Source organism: Klebsiella sp. BIGb0149 (genome assembly GCF_004362605.1).
GTDB lineage: Bacteria > Pseudomonadota > Gammaproteobacteria > Enterobacterales > Enterobacteriaceae > Klebsiella > Klebsiella terrigena.
The window spans coordinates 399,166-412,371 of sequence record NZ_SNYG01000002.1; the positions used below are offsets into that span (position 1 = coordinate 399,166).

Below are 13,206 nucleotides of genomic sequence, written 5' to 3' on the forward strand. Positions count from 1 at the left end.
CCCTGGAGCGCGAATGGCAACGGTATTGTAACGGCCAAACTACAGAAGATACGGGGATACTATGCCAGAACTCAATGCGAAAAAAACGGCGCTTGTGGTCATCGACCTGCAGGAAGGCATTTTGCCGTTCGCCGGCGGCCCACACCGCGCCGATGAGGTAGTCGCTCGCGCCGCTCGTCTGGCGGAGAAATGTCGTCAGCAGGGCTCGCCGGTGATCATGGTCCGCGTCGGCTGGTCTGCCGACTTTGGCGAAGCGTTAAAACAGCCGGTTGATGCGCAGACGGGCGCGCACGCGCTGCCGGACAACTGGTGGACCTGGCCGCTTGCGCTGGGCAAACAGGATGGCGATATCGAAGTCACCAAACGTCAGTGGGGCGCGTTTTACGGCACCGATCTCGAACTGCAGCTGCGCCGCCGCGGTATCGACACCATTATTCTGTGCGGGATCTCAACCAATATCGGCGTTGAATCCACCGCACGCAACGCCTGGGAGCTGGGCTTCAATCTGCTGATCGCCGAGGACGCCTGCAGCGCGGCCTCCGCCGAGCAGCACCAGGGCAGCATGACGAACATCTTCCCGCGCATTGCCCGCGTGCGCAGCACTGAGGACATTCTCGCCGCGCTATGATCTATATTGGGCTCCCGCAATGGTCGCATCCGAAATGGGTGCGCCTTGGCATAACCAGTCTGGAACAGTACGCTCGCCACTTTAACTGCGTGGAGGGGAATACGACCCTCTACGCGCTGCCGAAAGCCGAGATAGTGGCCCGCTGGTTCGAGCAAACCCACGATGACTTTCGCTTCTGCTTTAAGTTTCCGGCCACCATTTCGCATCAGGCGGCGCTGCGCAACTGCGGCGATTTAAGCCGCGAGTTTTTTACCCGGCTCGCGCCGCTTGAGACGCGTATCGGCCAGTACTGGCTGCAGCTGCCTGCGACCTTCGGGCCGCGCGACCTCCCCGCCCTGTGGCAGTTTCTCGACGCGCTGCCCGCCGGCTTCACCTACGGCGTCGAGGTACGGCATCCGGCGTTTTTTGCCAAGGGCGACGACGAGCAGCAGCTCAACCGCGGCCTGCACCAGCGCGCCGTTAACCGGGTGATCCTCGATAGCCGTCCGGTGCACAGCGTGACCGCCCGCAGCCCGGCCGCGCTCGACGCGCAGCGTAAAAAGCCGCGGCTCCCGGTCCACGCGGTGGTCACCGCCCATCATCCGCTGGTGCGCTTCATCGGCAGCGACGATATGGCGCAGAACCACGAGCTGTTTCGCATCTGGCTGCAGACGCTGCCGAAGTGGAGCCAATCGACCACGCCCTACCTGTTCCTGCATACGCCGGATATCGCCCACGCGCCGGCGCTGGTCGACACCCTGTGGGCCGATTTACGCGCGGTGCTGCCCGACGTCGGCCCGGCACCGTCAATTCCTCAGCAGACCTCTCTTTTCTGATATCCTGCTATGATAGTCGGAGCCATCTGACACAGTGAAAGGGAGTTTTTTGTATGGTCAGCGCGCTGTATGCCGTCCTGGGTGCGTTATTGTTAATCAAGTTTTCTTTTGACGTCGTACGCCTGCGCACGCAGTACCACGTCGGATACGGCGACGGCGGCTTTAGCGAGCTACAGGTCGCTATCCGCGTGCACGGCAATGCGGTTGAGTACCTGCCGATCGGGCTTATCCTGCTGCTGTTTGTCGAGATGGACGGCGCGCAGAACTGGATGGTGCACCTTTGCGGTATCCTGCTTATCGCCGGCCGGCTGATGCACTCTTACGGTTTCCATCACCGGCTCTACAGCTGGCGTCGTTCCGGCATGAGCGCCACCTGGTGCGCGCTGGTGCTGATGGTGCTCGCGAACCTGTGGTATATGCCCTGGGAGTTGGTTTTCTCCTTACATTAGCGCACAATACGCCGTTTTCGTTTTTTCGGGTTTAACCTTATGTCTCACCGCGATACCCTTTTTTCCGCGCCGATCGCCAGCCTCGGCGACTGGACCTTTGATGAACGGGTTGCTGAAGTCTTCCCGGATATGATCCAGCGCTCCGTTCCTGGCTACTCCAACATTATTTCGATGATTGGCATGCTGGCCGAGCGCTTTGTGCAGCCTGATACTCAGGTCTACGATCTCGGCTGCTCCCTTGGCGCAGCCACGCTCTCGATACGGCGTAATATTTCCCACGCCGGCTGCCGGATTGTGGCCGTGGATAACTCCCCGGCGATGGTTGAGCGCTGCCGCCGCCATATCGACGCCTACAAGGCGCCGACGCCGGTTGAGGTGGTGGAAGGCGATATTCGCCACGTCACCATCGAAAACGCCTCAATGGTGGTGCTCAATTTCACCATTCAGTTCCTTGAGCCCGACGAACGCCAGGCGATTCTGGATAAGGTCTATCAGGGGCTGAACCCGGGCGGCGCGCTGGTGCTGTCGGAAAAATTCAGCTTTGAAGATGCCAACGTCGGCGAACTGCTGTTTAACATGCATCACGACTTTAAGCGCGCCAACGGCTACAGCGAGCTGGAAATCAGCCAGAAGCGCAGCATGCTGGAAAACGTTATGCTCACCGACTCGGTAGAAACCCATAAAGCGCGGCTGCGCAAGGCCGGATTCGAACACGCCGAACTGTGGTTCCAGTGCTTTAACTTTGGCTCGCTGGTGGCGGTGAAGTCCGGGGAAAAGGCATGATCGATTTCAGCAATTTTTATCAGCGTATCGCCAAAGGTCCGCTATCCCACTGGCTGGAGACGCTTCCCGCCCAGGTTGCCGCCTGGCAGCGCGAGGCCCTGCACGGTAAGTACCGTGAATGGGAGCGGGCCGTTGAGTTTCTCCCTGAGCTTTCGCCCTATCGTCTCGACCTGCTGCACAGCGTGACCGCGGAAAGCGAAGTCCCGCTGAGCGAAGGGCATCGGCTGCGGATTGAAAACCTGCTGCGCAACCTGATGCCGTGGCGCAAAGGCCCGTGGTCGCTGTATGGCGTGGATATCGACACCGAATGGCGCTCTGACTGGAAGTGGGATCGCGTTCTGCCGCATCTTTCCGATTTGACCGGTCGAACGATCCTCGACGTCGGCTGCGGCAGCGGCTATCACATGTGGCGGATGATCGGCGCCGGCGCGCATCTGGCGGTGGGTATCGACCCTACGCAGCTGTTTTTATGTCAGTTTGAAGCGGTGCGCAAGCTGCTGGGCAACGACCAGCGCGCCCATCTGCTGCCGCTGGGCATTGAGCAGCTGCCGGCGCTGAACGCCTTTGACACCGTATTTTCAATGGGCGTGCTTTACCACCGCCGCTCCCCGCTCGACCATCTGTGGCAGCTCAAAGATCAGCTGGTTGAGGGCGGCGAGCTGGTGCTGGAGACGCTGGTTGTTGAAGGTGACGAAAATACCGTGCTGGTACCGGGCGATCGCTACGCGCAAATGCGCAACGTCTACTTTATTCCTTCGGCGGCTGCGCTGAAAATGTGGCTGGAAAAATGCGGCTTTGTCGACGTGCGGATCGTTGACGTCTGCGTGACCAGTACCGAAGAGCAGCGCCGCACCGAATGGATGACCACCGAATCGCTGGCGGATTTCCTCGATCCGAACGACAGCAGCAAAACCCTCGAAGGCTATCCCGCGCCGCTGCGCGCGGTGATTATCGCCACCAGGCCCGAAACGCAGCAGTCGCTGGCAAAAAAAGCGCGCTAACGCCGCCCGGTCAGGATCGCTCGGGCATCGCGCCCCGGCGATCGGTCGCCAAATTTTGCATAAAAAAAGGCCCCTGTTGAAATTGCAGGGGCCTGGTACGGGCAATCATCATATTGGGCGACATGATGTGCAGCAAAAAACGGTTTTCTCTCTCTGCCCACGGCCGTTGTGCTGACCAGCCCGCAGGCTGGGTGCAAACAACGCGGGCACTCAGGCGGAAATAATGCTCTTCATTTCCGCCACCGCTGCGCCGTTAACGGCATAGCGTGAATATTCATCTGCTTCGGCATCCGTAGACATCGACAGCCTGGAATTACGAAAGCGCATCGGCGAAGGCAGCCACTGGCCGGCGGAACTGTGCACTTCTTTTACGCCGGCTTCCAGGAACTGCGACAGGTTCGCTGCCCGCACCCCTGCTCCGGCCATAATGATTGGAGTATCGCCCAGGGCAATAAGTTCCAAAATTAATGAAATACCTTTTTCTGCGCTCGCCTGCTGGCCGGATGTCAGGATCCGCGCAACGCCTAATTCAGCCAGCGCAGCGTAGGCCTGATGCGGGTTTGCGCACATATCGAAAGCCCGGTGGAAGGTAACCGCCAGCGGTCCCGCCGCGGCCATAATTTTACGCATCCGCGCGGTATCAACCCGACCGTCGGCGTCCAGAACGCCAGTCACGAGGCCCGGAAAACCCAGTTCCCGTACCGTCGCCACGTCGTCGAGCATCGCCGCAAACTCGCCCTCGGTGTAGCAAAAATCACCGCCGCGCGGGCGAATAATCGGATGCACCGGGATGGTCAGCGCCCTGCGGGCCGCTTTGAGCACGCCCAGCGACGGCGTTAGCCCTCCCTCCTGCGGCGCAGCACACAGTTCGATGCGGTCTGCACCGCGTTGCTGCGCCTCCTCGGCGCACTCCGTGCTGTAACAACATACTTCCAGTAGCGTCATTCCATTCTCCATTCACGCCGCGGGCAACACAGCATGTCACGATTTTTCCGCTCAGAAACCGCGTAGCTTCACACTGTTACGCATCCGTTTTTTCACTGGCGATAATTTGCTCGATGGACCACGGGTGAAACTTGATCGTCACGCTCCCGTCCGTCACCGCCAGCGTCGGATTTGCCAGGCGTTCGTTCTCCCCTTTCGGCGAGCTGGTTTTGACGAAGATCCCCGGCTGGCTGAGGCCGTCGTCGGAGAGCAGCGCCAGCGCGCGGGCATTAAGCGTTTCCGGCTCGCCGGCGAGCACAATCTCAACGTGCTCCCAGCCCTCGTGCGGGTAGCGCTTTTCCCCGGGCCACGGCAGCTCAACCACGCTAAAGCGCCAGTGCGCCACGATGACAGGTTCATCCAGCTTAAACAGGCAGATTGGCCGACCGTTAATGGTGTTTTCCGACAGCAGCGTGCCGCACTGCTCAAGCCCGAGGCGCCAGCGCGCCGCGGTTGTATTCTGATGACAGCGCAGCGAGATGTGGTCCGCAGACAGGGGCGCAATATCCAGCCCGAGCCGCGCGGCCAGCTGGCCTAACGCCTCGGTGAAGCGCGGCAGATCCGCGGTAATATCCTGAAGTTCATCAATTTGCTGCCAGTTCGCCATTCTTGACCTCGACGCTCGCTAAAGGGGCTAATTTATCGCGTTTCCCGGCGGCGACCAACCCGCAATCTTCTTTATCCTGCCCGCGCTGGTTATTCGTTAAGCACGCCGCCCGGCAACGCGCGCGCAGGGCTGACGCAGGGGTGCAAATGCAGTATACTCCTGCCCTAATTTGTCCACATTCCGGCGCCACCCTGCAGGGGTTACGGCGCCTTAAACGTAAGGTATTCCGGTGAATATTCAGGCTCTTCTCTCAGAAAAAGTCAGCCACGCCCTGATCGCGGCAGGCGCCCCTGCCGATTGCGAACCGCAGGTTCGCCAGTCAGCAAAAATCCAGTTCGGTGACTATCAGGCCAACGGCGTGATGGCGGTCGCTAAAAAACTGGGTATGGCACCGCGACAACTGGCAGAGCAGGTGCTGTCTCATCTCGATCTGAACGGCATTGCCAGTAAGGTCGAAATCGCCGGGCCTGGCTTCATCAATATTTTCCTCGACACGGCGTTTTTAGCCGCCAACGTTAGCCAGGCGCTGTCCGCAGAGCGCCTTGGCGTTGCCCAGCCGCAGGCGCAGACTATTGTCATCGACTATTCTGCGCCCAACGTGGCAAAAGAGATGCACGTCGGCCACCTGCGCTCCACCATCATTGGCGATGCCGCGGTGCGCACCCTCGAGTTCCTCGGCCACAAGGTGATTCGCGCTAACCACGTCGGCGACTGGGGCACCCAGTTTGGGATGCTGATCGCCTGGCTCGAAAAGCAGCAGCAGGAAAATGCCGGCGAAATGGCGCTGGCGGACCTCGAAGGCTTTTACCGTGAAGCGAAAAAGCACTACGACGAAGACGAAGCCTTCGCCGAGCGCGCCCGCAGCTACGTGGTTAAACTGCAGGGCGGCGACGAGTACTTCCGCCAGATGTGGCGCCAGCTGGTCGACATTACCATGTCGCAAAACCAGATTACCTATGACCGCCTGAACGTGACCCTGACTCGCGACGACGTAATGGGTGAAAGCCTGTACAACCCGATGCTGCCGGGTATCGTTGCCGATCTGAAAGCGCAGGGCCTGGCCGTTGAGAGCGAAGGCGCCACCGTAGTATTCCTTGATGAGTACAAAAACAAGGACGGCGAACCGATGGGCGTTATCATCCAGAAAAAGGATGGCGGCTATCTCTACACCACCACCGATATCGCCTGCGCAAAATACCGCTACGAAACCCTGCACGCCGATCGCGTGCTCTACTACATCGACTCCCGCCAGCACCAGCACCTGATGCAGGCGTGGACCATCGTGCGTAAAGCGGGCTACGTGCCGGGTTCCGTCCCGCTGGAGCACCATATGTTTGGCATGATGCTCGGTAAAGACGGTAAGCCGTTTAAAACCCGCGCCGGCGGTACCGTGAAGCTTGCCGACCTGCTGGACGAAGCGCTGGAGCGCGCGCGTCGCCTGGTTGCCGAGAAAAACCCGGATATGCCTGCCGACGAGCTGGAGAAGCTGGCTAACGCGGTTGGGATCGGGGCGGTAAAATATGCGGATCTGTCCAAGAACCGCACCACCGACTACATCTTCGACTGGGACAACATGCTGGCGTTCGAAGGCAACACCGCGCCTTACATGCAGTATGCCTATACCCGCGTGCTGTCAGTATTCCGTAAAGCGGAGATCGACGAAAGCGCGCTGGCCGCGGCGCCGGTCATCATCACCGAAGATCGCGAAGCGCAGCTGGCCGCACGCCTGCTGCAGTTTGAAGAGACGCTGACCGTCGTTGCCCGCGAAGGGACCCCGCACGTCATGTGCGCCTACCTGTACGATCTGGCCGGCCTGTTCTCCGGCTTCTACGAGCACTGCCCGATCCTCTCCGCGGAAAGCGAAGAGACGCGCAACAGCCGCCTGAAACTGGCGCAGCTGACCGCCAAAACCCTGAAGACCGGTCTGGATACCTTAGGTATTGAAACCGTCGAGCGGATGTAATACCGCTCTGATAAACGATAAAGAAACCGGCTTATGCCGGTTTCTTTTTTTGCGCCCTCCTCCGGCCGCGCGACGCAGAGCCGGTAAAGTTCGCCGTCAGAAATACCGGCGCAGATATTCCGTCATGCACAGGATCGCCATCGCCTGCCCGTAGGGCATCGAGGTGAGCGGGATCTGGCGATAGAAGTCGAGATTCGAGCCCATTCCGGTGCCGAATGAGGTTTGCAGCAGCTCCCCCTGCGGGGAGATATTTTGCACGATCCCGCGCATGGCCTGCTCCGCGACGCGCTCATACTCCCGGCTCACGTAGCGTTTGCGTACCGCCTTCAGGATACCGTAGGCAAAACCGGCGGTTGCCGACGCCTCCAGATACGAATCCGGATCGTCCAGCAGCGTATGCCACAGACCGCTCTCGTGCTGGCACGCTGCCAGCGCCGCAATTTGCGCATTCAGCACCTGAAGCAGATAGCGCCGCACCGCGCTGTGCTCGGGGAGATCCACCAGCTCGAGAAAGTCCGGGATCGCCATCGTCAGCCAGCTGTTGCCGCGCGCCCAGCGGGCGCGGGCGAAATTATGCTGGCCCTCATAGCTCCAGCCGTGGAACCACAGCCCGCTCTCCCGGTCCATCAGGTTCTGCACGTGGAGTAAAAACTGGTATGTCGCCTCTTCCACATACTGCGGCCGGTTGAGCAATTTACCGATTTTCGCCAGCGGCAGCACGGTCATCATCAGCGTGTCGTCCCACATCTGCTGATGATTCTCCTCCGCCAGGGTGATGTGCTGCATCCCGCCGTGACGGGTGCGCGGCATCTCGTGCATTGCCCATTCGCCCCAGCCGTCGAGCCACGGCAGATATTCCTGCCTGCCGGTCTCCTCATAGCGCCAGGCCAGGGTCAGGAATGGCGCCATGGTGTTGACGTTTTTGCTGGTCGCGCCTTCAGCGAAGCGGTCCGCAAACCAGCTGTCGATAATATCGCGCATCGCGATATCTCCGGTCTGCTGGTAGTACTGATAGATCCCGTATAAACCGACGCCGTGGGTCCACTCCCAGCCGGCCCACCCTTTGGTATCAATGACCCGCCCATCGTCCAGCCGTAGCAGAAACGCGCCCGTTTCATCCTTAATATTGACCAGATTGTCGGTCACTTTCTCGATCAGCGCCTGCAGCTCGTTGCGCGCAATAAAGCGCTCCGGCTGACGCAGTAAGGGACTCTGTTTGACAGGCCAAACCTTCATATTATTAACCTCTGTTCCATGTTGAGTTCATTTCAGCACCCTGCCTGAGGGACGGCGCGGCAGGCTTATTACGATTCAGATAGCCGATGTTGTTATTTCCCCACAGGCATGCGTAAGGCATACCGGCCAGCATCTCCACCACCGCCCGATCCTCGGCACAGGTGAGCTCCGGCTGCGCCCGGCCCGATTGGCGCATTTTGCGCGTCTCGGCCTGCAGCACGCCGTGGGTCTCGAGGTTGAGCTTAAAGCGCAGGGAGACGAGGAACCCGCAGGCCAGCACCGCCAGCGTGCCTACGCTCAGAATGAGCAGTATGGTGTGGCTGACCTCGTCGGGCTGCATTTTCTGCCCGGAGACAAAGCCGGAGAGCTGCATAATGATGCCCACCAGCATCACCGCCCCGGCCTGAGAGGCCTTGCGGGTCAGCGTCATGATGCCGGCGAAAATGCCCTCCCGACGCTGGCCGGTGATCGCCTCGTCGACGTCGGCAATATAGGTGTAGGTGTTCCACGGAACATAGTTGATCCCGCCGCGGCCGAGGCCGGCAATGGCGGAAACCAGCAGCAGCAGCGAATAAACGTCGCTCAGCCCCGCGTAGTAAAGCAGCGCATAGGAGAGCGAGCCGAGGCCAAACAGGATAACCACCATCCGATAGGACGGCGCCGGCCCAAAGCGGATGCACAGCGGGATCATGGCAATGACCGCAATAAACTGGAAGATGGCCATAGTGCCGAGCAGGTTGGATGCCACCGCGGCTTCCTGCATCAGCACGAAGACGACGTAGTAGGTGAAGACGGCGTTAAACACGTCCTGAGCAATATAGCCGCCAAGATACATGCCCAGATGCTGGCGGAAGATCTTAATGCGCAGCGTCGAGGTGAGCTCGATAAACAGGCGATTGAGGCTCTGCGCCAGCGAGAGATTACGCTTCTCCTCCTCGGCCCGCAGCGCCGTCTCCGACCACGCATCGCGAGAGCGTTCCCAGGTAAAGAACCAGACGAACGTCAGCATCACCGCGCACAGGACCGAGAACACCAGGCTTGCGTAAAAGAAGGAGACGGCATTGTCCTTACCAAAGTGGGTAAGCAGCACGCCCGGTAGGAATGAGGCGAGGATTGCCGACATTTGCGCCATCGAAATACGCGCCCCGGAGAATTTTGTTTTCTGTTTAAAATCATCGGTCATTTCCGGAACCAGAGTTTCGTACGGCACCAGAATCATGGTGTAGACCATATCAAACAGCAGATAGGTGAGCAGGTAGTACCAGAACCCCATATCGCCTACCCACATCATTGAGTAGCTGAATACGCAGGGGATCCCCAGCAGGATAAAGAACTTTCGTCTGCCGAAGCGTTTGCCGAGCCGGGTGGTGCCAAAGTTATCGGTCAGGAAGCCCATCAGCGGGCTAATGACCGCATCCAGAACCCTGGCGGTGGCAAAGATAAGGGTTGCCTGAATCGGAGACAGGCCGCAAAAGGTGGTGTAAAAATAGAGCAGCCATGCCGCGGTGAGCGCGGTGGTTCCTGCGCCAAGGAAATCGCCCGATCCATAGGCAAGGTAGTTAGCCAAACCGATTTTACGTGTTTTCATCGCCGTAAATCCTGTGTCGTTATTTTTAGTGAACTCCGACAATCTTTCTGGCCAGGCCAAAAGGGAGTAGGTACCTGGCTACAGTAAAAGGATGGAAACGGGGTTACCTTTTCATTTTTGCCAGCCCTGACCCGGCAATGGCAAAAACGCAAAGAGAGGGTGAACGCGCATCACCGATTTATAAAACAGCTTTTCTTTTATGGCAAAACCAAAGACCATTTTTGCGAGAGAGCTGCCAGAATCGCTATTTCGCGCCCCGCGCAGCGGCGGGCCTGGTAGCAAACAATAGCCCTTGCGGGAACAGGGAAATCGGAGTAAAGAAAAGAAGAAGGGTTATTTTGCGTATCTTAAGGAGGCTTGATGCCCTACTCACATCTGCTTGTAGCCGTTGCCCCAACGCCGGAAAGTCGGACGCTTATCAACAAGGCGGTCTCTATCGCGCGCCCGCTTGAGGCCAAAATTAGCCTGATAACGCTGGCAACGGACCCGGAAATGTATAACCAGTTTGCGGCGCCGATGTTAGAGAACCTGCGGGATCTGATGTATGAAGAAACCCGCGGCTTTCTCAACGGTCTGGCTCAGGATGCCGGCTATCCGATTGAGAAAATCACCATCGCCAGCGGCGAACTTGGCCATCACGTGAAGGATTTTTGTCAGCAGCATCGGGTGGATCTGGTGATTTGCGGCAACCACAACCACAGCCTGTTTTCCCGCGCCACCTGCTCGGCGAAAAGTATCGTCGGCAGCAGCGGCGTTGACGTGCTGCTGGTATCGCTGGAGAAAGGCTAGCGCCGAAGCGCCAGCCTGAGGGCCGAACTAGGCCAGTTTGGGGAAGGTCGCCACCTTACGCTGCAGGTGACTCTCCTCATTTCTCGCTTCTATCCGCTTTAGGTCGGCGATAAACCGCTCCTGCCAGCGGTGGATATCGTTGTCCTTAACCACCGCCAGCATCGCCGAGTGGCGCGCAATACGTTCTGCCAGCGGCATGGTGAGCGCGGTGTCCAACGCCGCGGCGACCTCATCACGATCGTAGGGATTGACGATGAGCGCCGTCGGCAGCTCGTTTGCCGCGCCGGCAAACTGCGACAGCACCAGAACCCCGGGATTCTGCGGATCCTGGGCGGCAACAAACTCCTTCGCCACCAGATTCATCCCGTCGCGCAGCGGCGTCACCAGCCCGACGTCGGAATAGCGGAAGATTTTCATCAGCAGCTTGCGTTCAAAATGCTGATTCAGGTAGTAGAGCGGCGTCCAGCCCAGCTGACCATACTGGCCGTTAATGCGCCCGGCGGCGGTCTCCAGCTGGTGGCGGATGTCCTGGTAGGCCTGGACATCGCCGCGCGAGGTCGGGGCAATCTGGGTGTAGCGAATCTTGCCATGATGCTGGGGATATTTCTCCAGCAGGGCCTCATAGGCCAGGAAGCGCTCCGGCAGCCCTTTCGAGTAGTCCAGCCGCTCAACGGAAAAGATATTCTGCACGCTCTTGAGTTCGCTTTTGAGCTGCGCCAGCTTCGGCGGCAGCGGCCCTTTTGCGCTACGCGCGATCTCATCGGGGTCGATGCCAATCGGGTAGACCTCGGTCTGGAACGGTTTGCCCCAGGCGACATGAGCGTTTCCGCTGCGGGTGGTCAGGCGGGTCTGTACCGCGATGCAGTCAAGAAACGCCTGCCGATCGCTCTCGGTCTGGAAGCCCAGCAGATCGTAGTCGCAGAGCTGTTCAAGCAGCTCGGCGTGCGGCGGCAGCGCGTTAAATATTTCCGGGGTCGGGAAGGGAATATGTAAAAAGAAGCCGACCCGATTATTAACTCCGCGCTGACGCAGCTCGTGCGCCAGGGGCAGCAGATGGTAATCATGGATCCACACTATGTCGTCAGGCTCAATCAGCGGCAGCAGTTTATCCGCCAGCGTCGCGTTTACGCGCTGATAGCCCTCCCAGGCGTCGCGCTGAAAATCGACCAGATCGAGACGATAGTGAAACGCGGGCCACAGCACCGCGTTGGAAAAGCGGTTGTAGTACTCGTCGTGGTCCTGCTCGCTGAGGTTAAAGGAGGCCCAGGTAATGTTTCCCTGAGTGACCTTTTTCAGCGGCTGACTATCGTCGCCAATTTCCCCGCTCCAGCCGAACCACAGCCCACCGGCCGCTTTTAAGGCCCCCATAATCCCCACGGCCAGGCCACCGGCGCTGGCCTTTTTATCATCCGGGGGAGCAATACGATTAGATACTACGACTAAGCGACTCATAGCCATCTCTCCTGTCGGTTAGCGCGTCTGGTTGCTGTCCATTATTCGCAATATTATTTAGCCACTGGTGCACCGCCGCGACGTCCGGCAAACGCCAGCGTGCCTGGGTGTCGCCGCTGCCGACTTTTACCGAAACGCCGCCCAGCTGGTTAACGATGCCAAAACCCGCTTCATCGGTTAAGTCGTCACCGACAAATACCGGCCTGCGTCCTGCGAACGGCGCCTCCTGCATAAAGGCGGCGATCGCCTCGCCTTTGTTCACTCCGCGCGGTTTTATCTCGACCACGCACTTGCCCAGCTGCAGCGCCAGCAGCGGATAGCTCTTCACCACCTCCTGGGCCAGCGTCAGCACCGCACTTTGATGCCGCGGCGCCTGACGGTAGTGCAGCGCAAAAGCCATCCCTTTATGCTCGAGCTCACAGCCCGGCAGCGCCTCAAGCGCCAGCGCCAGCCGGCCGTGAAGCTCCTTCTGCAGCGCATCCGGCAGAGAAACGATATGCGTATTCCCATTGATATCACGGCGCTCAGCTCCGTGGACGCCGGCCAGCGGCAGCCGGTGAGGACGGATAAGCTCATCGAGCTCAGCCATTGAGCGCCCTGAAATCAATGCCACCGCCCCACTCTGCTGCTGCACGAGCTGCCGCAGCGCCTGAAGAGCGTTAACCGGGATAACAACCTGATCGGGATGAGGTTTGATATCGGCAAGAGTACCGTCGAGGTCAAAGAAAAATGCGCAATTTTCGCTTGGTACAGGCGGTACAGATATCTGGTCAGCCACCCTGAACTCCTCCTTTCATGGCCAGCGTTTCGCTGGCTGTTAACGAATTGTTAGCCATGTAAGTATAGACAGTGTGACGGAGCTCGCCATTTTTGATAGTAATCACCAGCGCAGCGGGCGCCGGTGATATTCC

At 59.2% G+C, this 13,206-nt stretch carries 13 protein-coding genes; 7 read left to right on the forward strand and 6 right to left on the reverse strand.

Features of this window, described 5'->3' with window-relative positions; genetic code table 11:
• Window positions 1-61 precede the first annotated feature (61 nt).
• From EDF75_RS08650 to cmoB, 5 genes are read left to right on the forward strand one after another with little or no spacing between them, the layout of a single operon-like run.
• Window positions 62-628, forward strand: coding sequence for a hydrolase (locus EDF75_RS08650; protein WP_133598540.1), 567 nt, complete (start codon window positions 62-64; stop codon window positions 626-628).
• Complete coding sequence (locus EDF75_RS08655) at window positions 625-1,443, forward strand: DUF72 domain-containing protein (RefSeq protein ID WP_123709126.1); 819 nt, start codon at window positions 625-627, stop codon at window positions 1,441-1,443. The genes EDF75_RS08650 and EDF75_RS08655 overlap by 4 nt, the downstream gene beginning before the upstream one ends.
• Before the next feature lie 53 nt (window positions 1,444-1,496).
• Window positions 1,497-1,892, forward strand: coding sequence for an MAPEG family protein (locus EDF75_RS08660; protein WP_045859239.1), 396 nt, complete (start codon window positions 1,497-1,499; stop codon window positions 1,890-1,892).
• 39 nt (window positions 1,893-1,931) lie between these two features.
• Entirely contained in the window at window positions 1,932-2,675 is a 744-nt protein-coding gene (cmoA, locus tag EDF75_RS08665) for a carboxy-S-adenosyl-L-methionine synthase CmoA (protein WP_133598542.1), read from the forward strand.
• A complete protein-coding gene (gene cmoB, locus EDF75_RS08670; RefSeq protein ID WP_041146248.1) occupies window positions 2,672-3,676 on the forward strand; it encodes a tRNA 5-methoxyuridine(34)/uridine 5-oxyacetic acid(34) synthase CmoB in 1,005 nt (334 codons plus the stop codon). Before cmoA ends, cmoB begins: the two co-directional genes overlap by 4 nt.
• Before the next feature lie 210 nt (window positions 3,677-3,886).
• On the opposite strand, the gene cutC is transcribed toward cmoB, so the two are convergent.
• Together cutC and EDF75_RS08680 are read right to left on the reverse strand one after the other, a co-directional pair.
• Window positions 3,887-4,621 carry a copper homeostasis protein CutC gene (gene cutC / locus EDF75_RS08675; protein ID WP_133598544.1) on the reverse strand — a complete coding sequence of 245 codons (735 nt, stop codon included), beginning with the start codon at window positions 4,619-4,621 and terminating at the stop codon, window positions 3,887-3,889.
• A 76-nt stretch (window positions 4,622-4,697) separates the two neighbouring features.
• Window positions 4,698-5,267, reverse strand: a complete 570-nt coding sequence (locus tag EDF75_RS08680) for a VOC family protein (RefSeq protein ID WP_133598546.1) — start codon at window positions 5,265-5,267, stop codon at window positions 4,698-4,700.
• Between the two features lie 229 nt (window positions 5,268-5,496).
• On the opposite strand from EDF75_RS08680, the gene argS reads away from it, so the two are divergent.
• Window positions 5,497-7,230: an arginine--tRNA ligase gene (gene argS / locus EDF75_RS08685; protein WP_133598548.1), complete on the forward strand. Its 1,734-nt coding sequence runs from the start codon at window positions 5,497-5,499 to the stop codon at window positions 7,228-7,230.
• A gap of 96 nt (window positions 7,231-7,326) precedes the next feature.
• On the opposite strand, the gene bglB is transcribed toward argS, so the two are convergent.
• Entirely contained in the window at window positions 7,327-8,466 is a 1,140-nt protein-coding gene (gene bglB / locus EDF75_RS08690; RefSeq protein WP_133598550.1) for a beta-galactosidase BglB, read from the reverse strand.
• A gap of 4 nt (window positions 8,467-8,470) precedes the next feature.
• A complete protein-coding gene (locus EDF75_RS08695) occupies window positions 8,471-10,054 on the reverse strand; it encodes an MFS transporter (RefSeq protein ID WP_133598552.1) in 1,584 nt (527 codons plus the stop codon).
• A gap of 360 nt (window positions 10,055-10,414) precedes the next feature.
• On the opposite strand from EDF75_RS08695, the gene uspC reads away from it, so the two are divergent.
• Window positions 10,415-10,843 (forward strand): universal stress protein UspC, encoded by a 429-nt coding sequence (uspC, locus tag EDF75_RS08700; protein WP_045859253.1) that lies wholly within the window; start codon window positions 10,415-10,417, stop codon window positions 10,841-10,843.
• 27 nt (window positions 10,844-10,870) lie between these two features.
• Here the strand turns inward: uspC and otsA are convergent, their stop codons facing one another.
• Together otsA and otsB are read right to left on the reverse strand one after the other, a co-directional pair.
• The gene (gene otsA / locus EDF75_RS08705; RefSeq protein WP_133598554.1) at window positions 10,871-12,295 is read right to left on the reverse strand and encodes an alpha,alpha-trehalose-phosphate synthase; all 1,425 of its coding nucleotides are present in this window, start codon (window positions 12,293-12,295) and stop codon (window positions 10,871-10,873) included.
• Window positions 12,270-13,073, reverse strand: coding sequence for a trehalose-phosphatase (gene otsB / locus EDF75_RS08710; RefSeq protein ID WP_133598556.1), 804 nt, complete (start codon window positions 13,071-13,073; stop codon window positions 12,270-12,272). Before otsB ends, otsA begins: the two co-directional genes overlap by 26 nt.
• Window positions 13,074-13,206: the final 133 nt, after the last annotated feature.

Bases quoted from the DNA above. Each gene is read 5' to 3' on its own strand.
- EDF75_RS08650 (WP_133598540.1), top strand. From the start codon at position 62: ATGCCAGAACTCAATGCGAAAAAAACGGCGCTTGTGGTCATCGACCTG.
- EDF75_RS08655 (WP_123709126.1), top strand. From the start codon at position 625: ATGATCTATATTGGGCTCCCGCAATGGTCGCATCCGAAATGGGTGCGC.
- EDF75_RS08660 (WP_045859239.1), top strand. From the start codon at position 1,497: ATGGTCAGCGCGCTGTATGCCGTCCTGGGTGCGTTATTGTTAATCAAG.
- cmoA (WP_133598542.1), top strand. From the start codon at position 1,932: ATGTCTCACCGCGATACCCTTTTTTCCGCGCCGATCGCCAGCCTCGGC.
- cmoB (WP_041146248.1), top strand. From the start codon at position 2,672: ATGATCGATTTCAGCAATTTTTATCAGCGTATCGCCAAAGGTCCGCTA.
- cutC (WP_133598544.1), bottom strand. From the start codon at position 4,621: ATGACGCTACTGGAAGTATGTTGTTACAGCACGGAGTGCGCCGAGGAG.
- EDF75_RS08680 (WP_133598546.1), bottom strand. From the start codon at position 5,267: ATGGCGAACTGGCAGCAAATTGATGAACTTCAGGATATTACCGCGGAT.
- bglB (WP_133598550.1), bottom strand. From the start codon at position 8,466: ATGAAGGTTTGGCCTGTCAAACAGAGTCCCTTACTGCGTCAGCCGGAG.
- EDF75_RS08695 (WP_133598552.1), bottom strand. From the start codon at position 10,054: ATGAAAACACGTAAAATCGGTTTGGCTAACTACCTTGCCTATGGATCG.
- uspC (WP_045859253.1), top strand. From the start codon at position 10,415: ATGCCCTACTCACATCTGCTTGTAGCCGTTGCCCCAACGCCGGAAAGT.
- otsA (WP_133598554.1), bottom strand. From the start codon at position 12,295: ATGAGTCGCTTAGTCGTAGTATCTAATCGTATTGCTCCCCCGGATGAT.